The organism is Yersinia sp. 2466 StPb PI, from assembly GCF_041538325.1.
In the GTDB taxonomy this organism is placed as follows: domain Bacteria; phylum Pseudomonadota; class Gammaproteobacteria; order Enterobacterales; family Enterobacteriaceae; genus Yersinia; species Yersinia enterocolitica_E.
Genome location: NZ_JAULSL010000001.1, coordinates 1,311,414 through 1,326,834, shown reverse-complemented (window position 1 = coordinate 1,326,834; position 15,421 = coordinate 1,311,414). Strand labels below are relative to the sequence as shown.

Here is a 15,421-nt window from a genome sequence, read left to right as displayed (position 1 = left end):
CTTATTAATCTGAAAAAGATGCTTAAAACGTTTTCATAATTCATAATTTACGAATAATCAGACTCACTCTTTGCTCGGGAGAAGGACAATGGATCGGATTCAGGCTATGCAGGTTTTTACACGGGTCGCTGAAGCCGGAAGTTTTGTGCGCGCGGCAGAGACACTGTCACTGCCCTCTTCCACCGTCACCAGCACGATTAAAAATCTGGAGAAATACCTGCAGGTGCGTCTGCTTAACCGGACGACGAGGCGGGTCAGCCTCACCCCTGAAGGCCTGCAGTATCTTGCGCAGTGCCGGGAAATCCTGTCGTTAATTGAACACACTGAATCCAGCCTGACGGATTCCGTCAGGCGACCCCAGGGGCGGCTGCGGGTTGATATGCCCGGTGGGATCGCCCATTTCATCGTCATGCCAAACCTGAAAGATTTTTACCGGCTCTATCCGGATATTTACCTGATGATTGGCGTCAGCGACCGGCAGGTCGATCTCGTTCAGGAGGGCGTGGATTGCGTCATCAGAACCGGGGAATTAACAGACTCCACGCTGGTTGCCCGTCCGCTTGGCCGGTTTCGCTGGGTGACCTGCGCCTCTCCGGACTATCTCAGAGAGTACGGTGTCCCTGAGACTCCTGAAGCGTTGTCGCACCATCGGGCGATCCATTACTTTTCCGGCTCGGCCAGACGGACCAATGAACTGCGTTTTGTGCGAGGCTCGGAGACGATGTCCGTCCCGGTGAAGGGAGATGCCGCCGTGAACGAAACGGGGCTCTATATAAAAATGTGCCTTGAAGGTTTTGGGCTGGCACAGCTTGCGGAGAATATTATCTCTGAGAATCTTCAGCACGGAAAGCTGATCGAGGTTCTGGCGGACTGGCATCCGCCATCAGTGCCGGTAACGATGATCTATCCGCATCAGCGCTTTCTTTCTCCCGCCGTGCGCGCTTTTGCGGAATGGATCGCCGGGCTTTTCAGGGATGGCGCAGGAGAGATGAACTCTTCTACATAACAGATCGGCTAAAGGCAATAATATGTGCTGCTGACGAGCGCCAATGGATATGGCCTATGCTCAGATCGTCAAGCAAATGTGTCAGCTGATAATAACCCTAATCCCAAACGAAAATCTGTACACAGTTCAAAGGCCGGATTAAAAACGGCCTTCACAGCCTCACTCTCTTAAAATCATTTTACTCACCAAACTAGCCTCTCCATTCTCTAATCCGTCAATATAATCTCCATACCACTGCAACATATCCCTACGCTGCTCCAGATACTGTGCATGGTTGTAGGTGCCACGAATGGTGTTCTTATCCACATGAGCAAGCTGTAACTCGATCCATGCCGTGCTATAGCTCTGTTCATGCAGGATGGTGCTCATCGTGTGCCGAAAACCGTGCCCCGTAGCCTTCCCATGATATCCAATCCGTTTCAGTACCTGATTAATACTAGCTTCACTCATCGGTTTAGTGATGTCGTTACGCCCAGGGAATACCAGATTGTAGCGACCTGTCACTACCTGGATTTCACGTAGTGCTGCCACAACCTGATCGGACAATGGCACCAGATGTGGGCGGCGCATCTTCATCCTTTCAACTGGTACTTCCCAAACCCGCTTGTCGAAATCGAACTCTTTCCATTCAGCCATGCGGAGCTCAATGGTACGAACACCAGTTAGCATCAGAATCTTTGTTGCTAGCCGAGTTATTGGGCTACCGGAATAAGCGGCGAGAGCCTTTAAGAAAGCTGGAAGTTCATCCGATAACAGGTGAGGATAGTGCACAGATTTTGGCGGAGTTAGTGCACTTGCCAGTTCTGAGGCTGGGTTAGATTCAGCGCGCCCAGTGACAATGGCGTAACGAAACACTTGGTTGCAGGCCTGGCGGATTTTGCGCAGCTTGTCGAGGACGCCACGTTTTTCGAGTTTACGAAGTGAACTGAGGATCTCCAGAGGCTTTATCTCTGCTATTGGGCGCTTACCAATATCCGGGAAGATATCGTTTTCAAATGCTTCCATGATGTCTTCCGCGTAGCCTTTGGACCAGTTTGGCCGTTTGTACTCATGCCATTCCAGAGCAATAGCTTTAAAGGTATTTTCTACAGTCGCTTTGCGAGCTTGTTTTTCAACCTTTTTCTGTTCGCTGGGATCGATAGCGTTAGCGACTTGCCGCTTAGCTTCATCTCTTCGTTGTCTGGCTTCAGATAAGGAAATCTCTGGATAGATACCCAACGCCAGCATCTTTTGTTTGCCGTCAAAGCGGTACTGTAAGCGCCAATATTTAGATCCATTGGGATGAACCATTAAATGCATACCTTCGCCATCGGTAAGCTTATAAGGCTTGTCGGTAGGCTTTGCACTTCTTACCTTCACATCGGTTAATGCCATTTGGGGCTCTCCGTTGCTGGCTGTTGGTACAAGATTTCATTGAACGGGGATGTACCATCACATATACCAACAGATATTACTTGATGCAGGTAGATGTAGGTAGATACTGAGAGAGTTTCGACGCGCTGAAATCAACCAACTCACTGAATTTCAGGCATAAAAAAAGACGTCAGTTGACGTCTATTTACTTCGAAATGGTACGCCCTACAGGATTCGAACCTGTGACCTACGGCTTAGAAGGCCGTTGCTCTATCCAACTGAGCTAAGGGCGCATTTGATATTTACCGCAGCACAGAACACTGCCGGTAGTCAGTTGCGGGTTGGATTATACGGGCAGTCTCTTTCGAGTCAATGGGTTTTCGCCTTACGGTTTATCATCTGGCTATTTAATCGTTAATTAATCGTTATTATATGCCTGACAGCACGACCCGCTTCTGACAAAATAGGCACATTCCCGCTTTTTTTAATTGATGGATCCCTCCACTGATGTCAGCAAAAATTATTGATGGTAAAACGATTGCTCAGCAGGTAAGAAATGAAGTTGCTGCGTTGGTACAGAGACGTTTGGCTGCCGGTAAGCGTGCTCCCGGCCTTGCTGTAGTATTAGTTGGTGTCAACCCAGCCTCACAAATTTATGTCGCCAGTAAGCGTAAGGCGTGCGAAGAGGTCGGTTTTGTTTCGCGTTCTTATGATCTGCCAGTGACCACCACTGAAGCAGAGTTGCTGGCATTGATTGATTCACTGAATGACGATGGTGAAATTGATGGGATTCTGGTGCAACTGCCACTGCCTGCAGGCATTGATAATGTCAAAGTGCTGGAACGTATCCACCCAGATAAAGACGTAGATGGCTTCCACCCGTATAACGTGGGCCGCCTGTGTCAACGCGCACCGAAATTGCGCCCTTGCACCCCACGCGGCATCGTTACTTTGCTGGAGCGTTATAATATCTCGACATACGGCCTCAATGCAGTTGTGGTCGGTGCATCCAATATTGTAGGCCGCCCGATGAGCCTTGAACTGCTGCTAGCAGGTTGCACTACCACCGTCACGCATCGTTTTACCAAAAATCTGCGCCAACATGTGGAAAATGCTGACTTGCTGGTGGTTGCCGTGGGTAAACCCGGTTTTATTCCCGGTGAATGGATTAAACCTGGTGCTATCGTGATTGATGTAGGCATTAACCGTCTGGAAAGTGGTAAAGTAGTCGGCGATGTAGAATTTGATGTCGCCGTTGAGCGTGCGGGTTGGATTACACCGGTTCCCGGTGGCGTCGGGCCGATGACCGTTGCAACACTGATACAAAATACCTTGCAAGCCTGCGAGGAATATCACGACATCAACGAAAATTGATTGTAAGGACAGGAATGGACATTTTTCATTTGGAAAAACACCCACACGTTGAGCTGTGTGACTTATTAAAGTTACAGGGCTGGAACGACAGCGGTGCCTCAGCGAAAGCCGCCATCGCAGATGGACAGGTGAAAGTCGACGGGAATGTAGAAACACGTAAGCGCTGCAAAATCCTGGCTGACCAGATTGTTGAGTTTCAAGGCATGAAAGTGCAGGTTAAAGCCTAATCACCTCAGCAAAGGCGAGTTCTAGCTGGTTATTGCGAAAGACTGCCATGGCGAGATAAGGGCAAAAAAATGCGGTTACTGGTCAGCACCAGAACCGCAATTTTTTTAGATGCAGATAGCTAAATTGCACCTATCCACCCAATACCATGCTATTTACGGCGCCATATCGTCCCTTGTGGGCCATCTTCCAGCACAATACCCAGCTCATTCAACTGATCACGGGCCGAATCGGCCAGCGCCCAATCTTTACTGCTACGGGCATCGTTACGTTGCTTAATTAACGCTTCTATTTTTGCTACTTCGTCGTCATTAGTCTGCGCGCCACTTTGTAAAAACAGCTCTGGATCCTGCTCTAATAATCCCAGCACATGGGCCAGTTTACGCAATTCTGCCGCTAAGCCATTCGCCGCCATAATATCTTCAGTTTTTAGGCGGTTTACTTCACGGGCAATATCAAACAGTACCGAATAGGCTTCTGGAGTATTGAAATCATCATCCATTGCGGCACGGAAACGCGCTTCAAACTCTGCACCACCCGCAGGCATCGCACTCGCATCAGTACCACGCAGAGCGGTATACAGGCGTTCTAGTGAGGCACGTGCCTGTTTCAGGTTCTCTTCGCTGTAGTTAAGCTGACTGCGATAGTGGCCAGACATCAGGAAGTAACGTACGGTTTCAGCATCGTAATAGGCCAGCACATCACGAATAGTGAAGAAGTTATTCAGTGATTTAGACATTTTTTCTTTGTCAATCATCACCATACCGGAGTGCATCCAGTAGTTCACATAGGGACCATCATGGGCACAGGTAGATTGCGCAATTTCATTTTCGTGGTGCGGGAACATCAAATCAGAACCACCGCCGTGAATATCAAAATGTGCGCCCAACTGTTTGCCATTCATCGCCGAGCACTCGATATGCCAGCCAGGGCGGCCCGGGCCCCAAGGTGATGCCCAACTTGGTTCACCCGGTTTAGACATTTTCCACAAGACAAAATCCATCGGATTGCGTTTAACATCAGCCACTTCAACCCGGGCACCGGCCTGCAATTGATCCAAATCCTGACGGGACAGCAAACCGTAATCAGGGTCACTGTCCACAGCAAACATCACATCGCCATTTGACGCGACATAAGCGTGATCACGGGCAATCAAACGCTCAGTCAGCGCAATAATTTCAGGAATATGGTGAGTCGCACGCGGCTCTAAATCAGGGCGTTCAAGATTCAGTGCATCGAAATCTTTATGCATTTCTGCCAGCATACGTGTCGTCAGTTGCTCACAGCTTTCATTGTTTTCCAATGCGCGCTTGATAATTTTATCGTCAACATCGGTAACATTACGCACATACGTCAGAGAGTAACCTAAATAACGCAAATAACGCGCCACGACGTCGAAAGCGACAAAAGTACGCCCATGCCCAATGTGACACAGGTCATAAATGGTGATCCCGCATACGTACATACCAATTTTACCGGCATGAATAGGCTTGAATTCCTCTTTTTGGCGACTCAGTGTATTAAAAATCTTTAGCATCGGGACATTCCGTGGTTTTTGTTTTGCGGTAAGCATGGTTTATACCCAAACTCATTGGCGTTGCCGGTAGAGCGCAAACAACGTCAAGGGCGAGGGAGATAAAAGGATATCACCAGATTATGCGGTAAATCAGCCACTGATTCAGCACTTTTTCACACTTCTTGCTGGCGTTTCGAGTGCTGACTCAATCTCAGAGTTATGATATAAGAGCCGTCTAAAGAGTTACGACTCATTTGTGAATACACTATTACACTAGCAGGAACATTATTATGGTCACGTTTCATACTAATCACGGCGATATCGTCGTCAATACCTTCGCGGATAAAGCGCCGGTTACCGTTGAAAACTTCCTGAACTACTGCCGTAAAGGCTTCTATGATAACACTATCTTCCACCGTGTTATCGACGGTTTCATGATTCAAGGCGGTGGTTTTGAGCCGGGCATGAACCAGAAAACCACGGATGCAACTATCAAAAACGAAGCTAACAACGGCCTGAAAAACACCCGTGGCACCCTGGCAATGGCGCGTACCAACGATCCGCACTCTGCCACTGCACAGTTCTTCATTAACGTTGCCGACAACGACTTCCTGAACTTCCGTTCAGAGCGCCCAGATGGTTGGGGTTACTGCGTATTTGCTGAAGTTACTGAAGGTTTGGACGTTGTTGATAAAATCAAAAACGTTGCTACTGGCCGTAGCGGTATGCATCAGGATGTACCAAAAGAAGATGTGATCATCAAAAGCGTCACTATCAGCGAATAATGACAGCTTAATGAGCACGCTTTTTATTGCAGATTTGCATCTTAGCGTTCAGGAACCGGCAATCACTGCCGGTTTCCTGCATTTTATACAGCGTGAAGCCATTCATGCTGATGCGTTATATATCCTGGGTGATCTGTTCGAGTCCTGGATTGGCGATGATGACCCCGAACCACTGTACCGGCAAGTTGCCGCTGCGCTGAAATCACTCCAACAACGGGGTATACCTTGCTACTTTATCCACGGTAATCGTGACTTTTTGCTCGGTAAACACTTTGCTCAAGAAAGTGGGATGATCCTGCTGCCGGAAGAGATAGTCGTCGAACTGTATGACCGTAAAATTGTTATTTTACATGGTGATACACTGTGCACCGATGACACCGAATATCAGCATTTTCGTCGTAGAGTACATAATCCACTGATTCAAAAACTGTTCCTGTGGCTACCTCTGCGTTTTCGTTTACGCATTGCGGCTTATATGCGTAACCAAAGTCAGCAGAACAATAGCGGCAAATCTGAACTTATCATGGATGTAAATCAACAAGCAGTGATTGATAGCTTCCAACGTAATGGCGTCAGTTGGATGATCCACGGGCATACGCATCGCCCAGCGGTTCACCCCGTAGCACTCCCCGCCACAACCGCCCATCGTGTGGTTCTCGGTGCCTGGCATGTTGAGGGTTCGATGGTCAAAGTCACGGCAGACAGTGTTGAGTTGATTAAATTCCCATTTTGACCTTCAGGTTTATCTGGCGAGTGGGTATAAAAAACCGATAAATCCCACTAAAAGCCGCGACGCAACCGTTTTCCTCGCCTTTGGCTCATGATATGCTCTACGCCCTCTTCGCCAGTCACGATTTAAGTAAAATCATTCTGGCCGACGCTTGCGCAATCACAGGAGCTTTACACTCATGGGAGCTAACCTCGATTCGGCTTATGCAGCCGGGGTTAAAATCGCTATCGTAATGGGGTCCAAGAGTGACTGGGCCACCATGCAGTTCGCCGCTGACGTGCTCACCACGCTCAATGTTCCATTTCATGTGGAAGTTGTCTCCGCACACCGCACCCCCGATAAGCTGTTCAGTTTTGCCGAGTCAGCCCAAGCCAATGGCCTACAGGTGATAGTTGCCGGTGCCGGTGGTGCTGCACATCTGCCGGGTATGATTGCGGCAAAAACGCTGGTACCTGTTTTAGGTGTTCCGGTACAAAGTGCTGCGCTGAGTGGCGTCGACAGCCTGTATTCGATTGTACAAATGCCGCGCGGTATCCCGGTGGGAACCTTGGCTATCGGTAAAGCCGGTGCTGCCAATGCCGCCTTGCTGGCCGCACAAATATTGGCATTGCACGATGCTGAATTAGCCGCTCGTCTGGCTGATTGGCGCAAAAGCCAAACTGACGAAGTGCTGGATAATCCAGATCCTCGGGTGCCAGACTTACAGGTGAAGGCATGAAACCAGTTTGCGTATTAGGTAATGGTCAGCTAGGACGCATGCTGCGTCAGGCTGGCGAACCCCTGGGTATTGCAGTTTATCCGGTGGGCTTGGATGCAGAACCTGAAGCCGTGCCTTATCAGCACAGTGTGATTACCGCCGAGATTGAGCGCTGGCCAGAAACAGCGTTAACCCGCGAACTCGCCACACACACGGCTTTTGTTAACCGCGATATCTTCCCGCGTCTGGCAGATCGCCTGACACAAAAGCAATTGCTCGATAGCCTGAATCTGCCAACCGCACCCTGGCAGCTATTAGCAAGTAGCAGCGAATGGCCGCAGGTCTTTGCAACATTAGGTGAGCTAGCCATTGTCAAACGTCGGGTCGGAGGCTATGACGGACGTGGTCAGTGGCGGTTGCGGGCAGGTGATCAAGATACCTTGCCAACTGATGCTTACGGTGAATGCATCGTTGAGCAAGGGATTAACTTCAGCGGTGAAGTTTCGCTGGTCGGCGCACGCAGCAGCCAAGGCAAATCGGTGTTTTACCCGTTAACCCACAATCTGCATGAAGATGGCATCCTGCGTATGAGCGTGGCTTTGCCACAGCCCGATAGCAGATTACAGCAACAAGCTGAAAAAATGCTGTCAGCCATTATGGATGAGCTGAATTATGTTGGCGTAATGGCCATGGAGTGCTTTATCGTTGGCGACAATCTGTTGATCAATGAGCTGGCACCACGGGTGCATAATAGCGGTCACTGGACGCAAAATGGTGCGTCAATAAGCCAGTTTGAACTGCACCTGCGCGCCATTTTGGACCTGCCCTTACCGACGCCGGTGGTTAACACCCCGTCAGCGATGGTCAACCTGATTGGCACGCCAGTGAACATCGAATGGCTATCTCTGCCGCTGGTGCATCTGCACTGGTATGAAAAAGAAGTGCGCGCAGGCCGTAAAGTAGGTCATATGAATTTGAACCATCCCGATGGCGCACAATTACGTGCAGCTCTGGCCGCACTCGCGCCGTTGTTACCAGCGGAATACCAGAACGCGCTGATCTGGGCGCAGGATAAGCTGTAACTCATCTGGCCTGCCCCACAAATCATTGGCGTTGCAGCCACACTGCAACGCCAGGTTACCCAAATAGGCTAACTGTCATAATTGCGGAACAGCGCCCTTCCCTGTAACAAACGCGCACCTAACCAACCGCCACACAATGACAACAATAGCGCGCCAGCCAACGGCAACAGCCACCACATCACCCAATTAGGCTGCCACGGGAAATCAAACACTAAGCGCTGTAATGCCCACAGTGCCGCCTCAGCTCCGATGGCAGCAGCCAGCCCGGCAACCAACCCCAGTAAGGCAAACTCCCACCACAAGGTACCTCGCAGTAAGCGTTTACTTGCGCCAAGTGTCCGGTAAACCACCAGCTCCTGACGGCGCTGACGCATCCCGACTTGAACCTGCGCCAGCAGCAATAAAGTGCCGCAGATGATAACCAGTATCACCATCACTTCCAGTGCACGACTCACCTGCTGCAACACCTGCCCGACCTGTTTAAGCATCGCGCCAATATCCAGCAAACTGAGTGTTGGGAATTGCCGATTCAGTTGTGTCAGCACCTCCCCGTCTCCTTGATAGCGGAAACTGGTCAGCCAGGTTTGTGGCTGTTTGTCCAATGCACCCGGCGGGAAGATAAAGTAGAAGTTTGGCCGCAGGCTTTCCCAATCCACCTGACGAATACTGCTAACTTTGGCTTCGAATGACTGCGTATCGCCGCTAAATGTCAGTTTATCGCCAATTTTAATCCCCAGTCTGTCAGCAATTCCTTGTTCCATCGACACTTCATCGGCTTTAGGTGGCCATTGACCGGCGGTCAAAATATTGTGCGCCGGTAAATCTTGCTGCCAGGTCAGATTCAATTCACGGTTAACCGCCTCGCCACCGGGTTCATCTTCGCGCACCCGCTCGGTGGCCAGTTGCTGGTTAATTTCAGACAGCCGTACCCGCACGATAGGATAGAACGTTGATGGCGTTATCTGATGTTGCGTCAAAAACTCAGTTACCTGTGGCACCTGTTGCGGTGTCATATTCAGCAAGAAGTAATTCGGGCTGTCCGGCGGCAATTGTTGCTGCCAACGATCCAATAGGTCCCCACGCAGTACCAATAACAATGCTAACAGCATAAAGGATAAGGAGAATGCCGCCAGTTGCGTTAACGTCATCCACGGTTGACGTAGCAAACGGTTGATTGCCAGACGCAATGATAGACGGGTAACAGTCAGGCGGCGCAACAGTACCAGACTGCCCCAGCCAATCACGCCCAGTAATAACGCCAATACCACCATGCCAGCCAGAATGGCCCACAATAACGCGTTCCCCCCCATCAGCAATGCCAATAGGCCAATCACGATAACCAGCATTGCAGGAATAAAGTAACGCAGCGGCCAAACATTCGCGGAAACATCACGGCGCAAAACCCGTAGCGGCTGGGTCGCGAGCAGTTGCCGATAGGGGCGAACACCCACCAGCAGCGAAATCAATACCAGCGAACCCATTGACCATACCCATGGCCATAAACCGGCTGCTGGCAATGCGGCCGGTAATACCGGTGACAATAAACGAACTAAAACCTTCTCGAATAAGAGGCCAATCACGCTGCCACACAGGCCTGCCAACACCAGCACCGACAGCCACTGACCGATAATCAACCGCCGCAGTGCACGGTGTCCTGCACCTAATGTTTTCAGTACCGCAACTAAATCATAGCGGCTACGGCAATAGTGGCCCATCGCCACCGCAACGGCAGCAATCGAAAGTAGTAACGTCAATAGCGCCGATAACAGCAAGAACTGCTGCGCCCGTTGCAGCGATTTCCCCAGCGCGCCACCTGATTCTTGTAAACCATACAACCGCTGCTCTGGTTTCAATTGTGGCGTAAGCCAGTCACTAAATTGGGTGACGCCATCAGGCTGGCCGGCGAACATATAACGATAGGTCAGACGGCTACCCGGCTGAATCGCGCCGGTCTTTTCCACGTCAGCCAGATTGATCAAAATACGCGGCGCGGTTTGGAATGGATTAAAGCCAGAATCAGGCTCCTGAATCACTTCACCGACAATTTTCAGTGAAGTATCACCGACATCCAGCATATCGCCGACCTTAACCCCAAGCAGCGACAACAGCCTTGGTGCCACCAACACCGTACCCGGTTCCAGCACCGCGCCAACAGGCAACGTATCTAATTTGCCATACAACGGATAGGCTAAATCTGTGGCTTTTACATCAGCCAGTTGTGGGCGATCGCCCGCGAAAGTCATGGTCATAAACGATAACTGGCGACTGACGGTCAACCCTTGCCGTTTAGCTTCCAGCAACCACGCTTCAGGAACCGGATGCGCCGCGCTCAGCACCCGATCGCCGGCTAAAAAATCGCGGCTTTGCTGACTCAGCCCTTTTTCCATCCGGTCACTGATGGTACCCAGCGCCAGCACACAAGCCACCGCCAGTGTTAATGCCAGCCAGACAATTAACAGTGAGGGTGAGCGCCACTCACGCCAAAACCAGCGCCAAATCATGCTTCCTCCCACAATTTGCCGTCCCGCAGCCGCAAGCGGCGCTGACAACGCCCCGCCAGTTGTACATCATGGGTAACCAGAATCAGTGTGGTGTCATAATCCCGATTCAATGAAAACAGCAGATCAGCAATTCTGTCACCGGTATGGCGGTCAAGATTACCGGTCGGTTCATCGGCAAATAACACTTTAGGCCGCCCACTGAAGGCTCGGGCCAGTGCTACCCGCTGCTGCTCACCGCCAGAAAGCTGAGCGGGCAGATGATGTAGCCGTTTGCCCAATCCGAGTTGCTCTAATAACTCCACCGCATGGGCCTTACTATTGCGTTCGCTCTCTCCACGCAACAATGCAGGAAGCTGAACGTTCTCTAACGTATTGAGTGTGGGTACCAACATAAATGACTGAAACACGAAGCCGACGTTTTTTGCACGTAATTGCGCGCGCCCTTCTTCATCCATGGCGGTCAAAGACTGGCCGAGTAAACTCACCTCACCACTGCTGCCATCATCAAGCCCTGCCAGTATCCCCAGCAAAGTTGACTTACCGGAACCCGACTCACCAATCAGCGCAATTGTCTGGGCGGGTTTGACAACCAGCTCAACTCCGGTAAGGATGGAGAGCTGTTGCTCACCCTGGCCGACGTATTTATTAAGATGATGAACTTCAAGAACGTTTTCCGCTGGCATCTTCCCTTCCTTTTACTGTTGGGATTATTCAGTTTGCGTGCCGCCGCAACCGATACACTGTTAATTCTTGGCGATAGCTTAAGCGCCGGTTACCGCCTGCCGATTGCCGAAGCATGGCCTTCACGGCTGGATAAAACATGGCAGGGAACACCGTCACTGCCGAAGGTAGTCAATGCCAGTATCAGTGGTGACACCGCCGCTCAAGGTTTGGCCCGCCTACCGTCCCTACTCAAACAACACCAGCCGCGCTGGGTGCTGATAGAACTGGGAGCAAATGACGGTCTGCGTGGTTTTCCAACACAAGATACTCAACGGGATCTGACACAAATTATCAATCAGATATTGGAAGCAAAAGCACAACCTTTATTGATGCAAATCCGTATTCCGCCTAACTATGGTCGCCGTTATACTGATGCTTTCACCGCGATGTATCCACAACTGGCACAGCAATTTAACATTCCATTGGTCCCTTTCTTTATGGAAGCTGTTGCTGTGAAACCGCAGTGGATGCAGGATGATGGCTTACACCCTAACGCCGCGGCCCAACCCTTCATCGCGGATTGGATGGCGCAACAACTTAAACCATTAGTGACCAATAAGCAGTAATAACACTTGTTCAAACAAATAGAATCACTCACCAGGTAAAGTTATGCAAAAAACTGTATTAATTACCGGTTGTTCCAGCGGTATCGGGCTGGTTGCGGCACAGGATTTGAAAAACAGGGGCTATCGCGTACTGGCCGCCTGCCGTAAACCTGATGATGTGGCAAAGATGACGCAATTGGGTCTGGAAGGTATTGAACTGGATTTGGATGACAGTGCCAGTGTGGAACGTGCTGCTGCGCAGGTTATCGAACTGACTGGCGGGCGCCTATACGGCCTGTTTAACAATGGTGGTTTCGGCCTGTATGGCCCATTGCACACCATTTCACGCCAGCAGTTGGAAAAGCAGTTTTCCACCAATCTATTCGGCACCCACCAGCTCACGCAATTGCTGTTGCCAGCAATGTTGCCTCACGGCGAAGGGCGTATAATTCAAACCAGTTCGGTGATGGGGTTGGTTTCTACCGCGGGTCGCGGCGCTTATGCGGCCAGCAAATATGCGTTGGAAGCGTGGTCTGATGCACTACGTATGGAACTGCACGACAGTGGTGTACATGTTTGTCTGATTGAACCCGGCCCTATCAGTACCCATTTTACACAAAACGTCAATCAGGCCGAGGCCGATAAACCGGTCAATAATCCCGGTATCGCAAAGCGATTTACCCTGCCCCCGCAGGCTATATTACCGAAATTACGCCATGCACTGGAAAGCCCGCGCCCACAATTGCGCTATCCTGTCACATTAGTGGCCCATGCATTGACCCTATTGCGCCGCATCCTACCGGGGCGAATGTTAGATAAAGTCCTGCGCGGTAATGCCTAACTGACTATCCAAAAATAGTTGGGGTTGAAGCAACATAATCTGCCCCCATCTAGTGTTAAAACGGATGAGAGAAATAATTCATGCTAGCACCTACTACGATTGATATTACTGAAGCAAACCTACACCAGGCCTTAGAACAATCCATGGCCGTGCCGGTACTGTTCTACTTTTGGTCCGAACGCAGCCAGCATTGTCTGCAACTGACGCCAGTGCTGGATAAACTGGCCGCAGAGTATGCCGGTCAATTCATTCTGGCTCGTGTCGACTGCGATGCAGAGCAGATGGTGGCGTCACAGTTTGGTTTACGCTCAATTCCGGCGGTTTATCTGTTTAAAGACGGTCAACCGGTGGATGGCTTCCAAGGACCACAGCCGGAAGAGGTTATCCGCGAGCTATTACAACGGGTATTGCCGAAACCTGAAGAATTGAAAGTTGCCGAAGCCGCACAATTGTTAAGCGAAGGCAAAGTGCAAGAAGCACTGCCACTGCTGAAAGATGCCTGGGCGCTGAGTGGGCAAAACAGTGAAATTGGCCTGCAACTGGCTGAAGTGCAAATTCAGTTGAACCGCAGTGAAGATGCTGAAACGGTGCTGGCAACCATTCCACTGCAAGACCGTGATACCCGTTATCAAGGGCTGATTGCTCAGATTGAGTTGCTCAAACAAGCTGCCGACACGCCAGAGATCCAACAGTTACAACAGCAATTGACTGAGCAGCCTGATAACGTCGAACTCGCGGTGCAATTGGCGCTACAACTGCATCAGGTTGGCCGCAATGAAGAGGCTTTAGAGCTGTTGCTGAGCCATTTGAAGAAAGATCTGGCTGCCGCGAACGGTACTGCACGTAAGACATTAATGGATATTTTAGCTGCACTAGGCACCGGCGATGCACTGGCCGCCAAATATCGTCGTCAACTTTACTCATTACTGTACTGACAGCGAAAGTTAATCGCCATAACCTTTTTGGCGATCCCTTATTTGCTACTGCGCGGGGGCATCCCGCGCGGTTTTATTCTGCCCCAGCCAAGTTTTTTCTCATTTACACGCTTTTACCTGCCTTTAGTTAGGCATTTAACCACCGGTCACGTAATATTAAGAAACAAATATCATTGCTGACAGGAAGTTAAATATGTTTACGGTCATCCCTGTTCTTATCGTTGTAGCCCTGATTGTGGTGTTTTCCTCAATCAAAATTGTTCCACAAGGTTTTCAGTGGACTGTCGAGCGTTTTGGTCGTTATACCAAAACCCTGATGCCAGGCTTGAACATCGTTGTGCCATTTATGGATCGTGTTGGTCGCAAAATCAATATGATGGAACAAGTCTTGGATATCCCATCCCAGGAGATCATTTCCCGCGATAACGCCAACGTAGCAATTGATGCAGTCTGCTTTATCCAGGTTATTGACCCAGTAAAAGCAGCTTATGAAGTCAGCAATTTGGAATCGGCCATCATCAATTTGACCATGACCAACTTCCGTACTGTTTTAGGTTCTATGGAGCTGGATGAAATGTTGTCCCAACGTGACAACATCAACGGCCGCCTGTTGCATATTGTTGATGAAGCCACCAACCCGTGGGGCATTAAAGTGACTCGTATTGAAGTCCGTGATGTGCGCCCACCGGCTGAATTGATTTCTGCGATGAATGCTCAGATGAAAGCGGAACGTACTAAACGTGCTGATATTCTGGAAGCCGAAGGGGTTCGTCAGGCCGCAATTTTGCGTGCTGAAGGTGAGAAGCAATCACAGATTCTGAAAGCTGAAGGTGAACGTCAATCCGCATTCTTGCAAGCAGAAGCCCGTGAGCGTGGTGCTGAAGCTGAAGCTCAAGCTACCAGAATGGTTTCTGAGGCTATTGCTGCCGGTGACATTCAAGCCATTAACTACTTTGTGGCACAGAAATATACCGACGCACTGCAACACATCGGCTCCGCCAATAACAGCAAAGTCATTATGATGCCGCTAGAAGCCAGCAGCCTGATGGGTGCTATCGGTGGGATTGCAGAACTGATTGGCGAGAGTAAAAACAGCCGAGGTAAATAA

15 protein-coding genes and 1 tRNA gene are annotated in these 15,421 nt (G+C 50.2%); 11 read left to right on the top strand and 5 right to left on the bottom strand.

The annotated features are described in order from the left end of the window. Window positions 1-88 precede the first annotated feature (88 nt). On the top strand, window positions 89-1,006 hold the full coding sequence (locus Q2T72_RS05860; RefSeq protein ID WP_372568791.1) for a LysR family transcriptional regulator: 918 nt from the start codon (window positions 89-91) through the stop codon (window positions 1,004-1,006). Window positions 1,007-1,165: 159 nt separating this feature from the next. Here the strand turns inward: Q2T72_RS05860 and Q2T72_RS05855 are convergent, their stop codons facing one another. Together Q2T72_RS05855 and Q2T72_RS05850 are read right to left on the bottom strand one after the other, a co-directional pair. Beyond that, the gene (locus tag Q2T72_RS05855; protein WP_372568790.1) at window positions 1,166-2,380 is read right to left on the bottom strand and encodes a tyrosine-type recombinase/integrase; all 1,215 of its coding nucleotides are present in this window, start codon (window positions 2,378-2,380) and stop codon (window positions 1,166-1,168) included. Between the two features lie 195 nt (window positions 2,381-2,575). Continuing rightward, window positions 2,576-2,652 (bottom strand) — tRNA-Arg (locus tag Q2T72_RS05850). Window positions 2,653-2,866: 214 nt separating this feature from the next. Here Q2T72_RS05850 and folD point away from each other — a divergent pair. Both folD and ybcJ read left to right on the top strand, forming a co-directional pair. Next, window positions 2,867-3,733 (top strand): bifunctional methylenetetrahydrofolate dehydrogenase/methenyltetrahydrofolate cyclohydrolase FolD, encoded by an 867-nt coding sequence (gene folD, locus Q2T72_RS05845; protein WP_372568789.1) that lies wholly within the window; start codon window positions 2,867-2,869, stop codon window positions 3,731-3,733. Between the two features lie 14 nt (window positions 3,734-3,747). Further along, window positions 3,748-3,960 carry a ribosome-associated protein YbcJ gene (ybcJ, locus tag Q2T72_RS05840; RefSeq protein ID WP_004390634.1) on the top strand — a complete coding sequence of 71 codons (213 nt, stop codon included), beginning with the start codon at window positions 3,748-3,750 and terminating at the stop codon, window positions 3,958-3,960. 149 nt (window positions 3,961-4,109) lie between these two features. On the opposite strand, the gene cysS is transcribed toward ybcJ, so the two are convergent. Further along, a complete protein-coding gene (gene cysS, locus Q2T72_RS05835) occupies window positions 4,110-5,495 on the bottom strand; it encodes a cysteine--tRNA ligase (RefSeq protein WP_083159905.1) in 1,386 nt (461 codons plus the stop codon). Between the two features lie 269 nt (window positions 5,496-5,764). Between cysS and ppiB the strand changes: the two genes are divergently transcribed. From ppiB to purK, 4 genes are all read left to right on the top strand, one after another. Further along, window positions 5,765-6,259 carry a peptidylprolyl isomerase B gene (gene ppiB / locus Q2T72_RS05830; protein ID WP_005182430.1) on the top strand — a complete coding sequence of 165 codons (495 nt, stop codon included), beginning with the start codon at window positions 5,765-5,767 and terminating at the stop codon, window positions 6,257-6,259. Between the two features lie 10 nt (window positions 6,260-6,269). Further along, window positions 6,270-6,992, top strand: coding sequence for a UDP-2,3-diacylglucosamine diphosphatase (locus Q2T72_RS05825; RefSeq protein ID WP_372568788.1), 723 nt, complete (start codon window positions 6,270-6,272; stop codon window positions 6,990-6,992). A 175-nt stretch (window positions 6,993-7,167) separates the two neighbouring features. Next, window positions 7,168-7,707 (top strand): 5-(carboxyamino)imidazole ribonucleotide mutase, encoded by a 540-nt coding sequence (gene purE, locus Q2T72_RS05820; RefSeq protein ID WP_083159909.1) that lies wholly within the window; start codon window positions 7,168-7,170, stop codon window positions 7,705-7,707. Further along, entirely contained in the window at window positions 7,704-8,768 is a 1,065-nt protein-coding gene (gene purK, locus Q2T72_RS05815) for a 5-(carboxyamino)imidazole ribonucleotide synthase (RefSeq protein ID WP_372568787.1), read from the top strand. Before purE ends, purK begins: the two co-directional genes overlap by 4 nt. Before the next feature lie 68 nt (window positions 8,769-8,836). On the opposite strand, the gene ybbP is transcribed toward purK, so the two are convergent. After that, entirely contained in the window at window positions 8,837-11,269 is a 2,433-nt protein-coding gene (ybbP, locus tag Q2T72_RS05810) for a putative ABC transporter permease subunit YbbP (RefSeq protein WP_372568786.1), read from the bottom strand. Beyond that, complete coding sequence (gene ybbA / locus Q2T72_RS05805) at window positions 11,266-11,952, bottom strand: putative ABC transporter ATP-binding protein YbbA (protein WP_372558232.1); 687 nt, start codon at window positions 11,950-11,952, stop codon at window positions 11,266-11,268. Before ybbA ends, ybbP begins: the two co-directional genes overlap by 4 nt. Between ybbA and tesA the strand changes: the two genes are divergently transcribed. The 4 genes from tesA (at window position 11,923) to Q2T72_RS05785 (ending at window position 15,421) form a co-directional block, all read left to right on the top strand. Beyond that, a complete protein-coding gene (gene tesA, locus Q2T72_RS05800; protein ID WP_193784833.1) occupies window positions 11,923-12,558 on the top strand; it encodes a multifunctional acyl-CoA thioesterase I/protease I/lysophospholipase L1 in 636 nt (211 codons plus the stop codon). The genes ybbA and tesA overlap by 30 nt on opposite strands. 43 nt (window positions 12,559-12,601) lie before the next feature. Further along, window positions 12,602-13,378 carry an SDR family oxidoreductase gene (locus tag Q2T72_RS05795; protein ID WP_372558231.1) on the top strand — a complete coding sequence of 259 codons (777 nt, stop codon included), beginning with the start codon at window positions 12,602-12,604 and terminating at the stop codon, window positions 13,376-13,378. Window positions 13,379-13,458: 80 nt separating this feature from the next. After that, on the top strand, window positions 13,459-14,313 hold the full coding sequence (locus tag Q2T72_RS05790) for a co-chaperone YbbN (protein ID WP_083159919.1): 855 nt from the start codon (window positions 13,459-13,461) through the stop codon (window positions 14,311-14,313). Between the two features lie 193 nt (window positions 14,314-14,506). Next, a complete protein-coding gene (locus Q2T72_RS05785) occupies window positions 14,507-15,421 on the top strand; it encodes an SPFH domain-containing protein (RefSeq protein WP_004704953.1) in 915 nt (304 codons plus the stop codon).

What these genes read in the sequence shown, in the direction of transcription:
- ppiB (WP_005182430.1), top strand. Translation starts at nt 5,765, where the DNA reads ATGGTCACGTTTCATACTAATCACGGCGATATCGTCGTCAATACCTTC.
- Q2T72_RS05790 (WP_083159919.1), top strand. Translation starts at nt 13,459, where the DNA reads ATGCTAGCACCTACTACGATTGATATTACTGAAGCAAACCTACACCAG.
- folD (WP_372568789.1), top strand. Translation starts at nt 2,867, where the DNA reads ATGTCAGCAAAAATTATTGATGGTAAAACGATTGCTCAGCAGGTAAGA.
- ybcJ (WP_004390634.1), top strand. Translation starts at nt 3,748, where the DNA reads ATGGACATTTTTCATTTGGAAAAACACCCACACGTTGAGCTGTGTGAC.
- Q2T72_RS05795 (WP_372558231.1), top strand. Translation starts at nt 12,602, where the DNA reads ATGCAAAAAACTGTATTAATTACCGGTTGTTCCAGCGGTATCGGGCTG.
- purE (WP_083159909.1), top strand. Translation starts at nt 7,168, where the DNA reads ATGGGAGCTAACCTCGATTCGGCTTATGCAGCCGGGGTTAAAATCGCT.
- cysS (WP_083159905.1), bottom strand. Translation starts at nt 5,495, where the DNA reads ATGCTAAAGATTTTTAATACACTGAGTCGCCAAAAAGAGGAATTCAAG.
- Q2T72_RS05860 (WP_372568791.1), top strand. Translation starts at nt 89, where the DNA reads ATGGATCGGATTCAGGCTATGCAGGTTTTTACACGGGTCGCTGAAGCC.
- purK (WP_372568787.1), top strand. Translation starts at nt 7,704, where the DNA reads ATGAAACCAGTTTGCGTATTAGGTAATGGTCAGCTAGGACGCATGCTG.
- tesA (WP_193784833.1), top strand. Translation starts at nt 11,923, where the DNA reads ATGAACTTCAAGAACGTTTTCCGCTGGCATCTTCCCTTCCTTTTACTG.
- Q2T72_RS05825 (WP_372568788.1), top strand. Translation starts at nt 6,270, where the DNA reads ATGAGCACGCTTTTTATTGCAGATTTGCATCTTAGCGTTCAGGAACCG.
- Q2T72_RS05855 (WP_372568790.1), bottom strand. Translation starts at nt 2,380, where the DNA reads ATGGCATTAACCGATGTGAAGGTAAGAAGTGCAAAGCCTACCGACAAG.
- ybbP (WP_372568786.1), bottom strand. Translation starts at nt 11,269, where the DNA reads ATGATTTGGCGCTGGTTTTGGCGTGAGTGGCGCTCACCCTCACTGTTA.
- Q2T72_RS05785 (WP_004704953.1), top strand. Translation starts at nt 14,507, where the DNA reads ATGTTTACGGTCATCCCTGTTCTTATCGTTGTAGCCCTGATTGTGGTG.
- ybbA (WP_372558232.1), bottom strand. Translation starts at nt 11,952, where the DNA reads ATGCCAGCGGAAAACGTTCTTGAAGTTCATCATCTTAATAAATACGTC.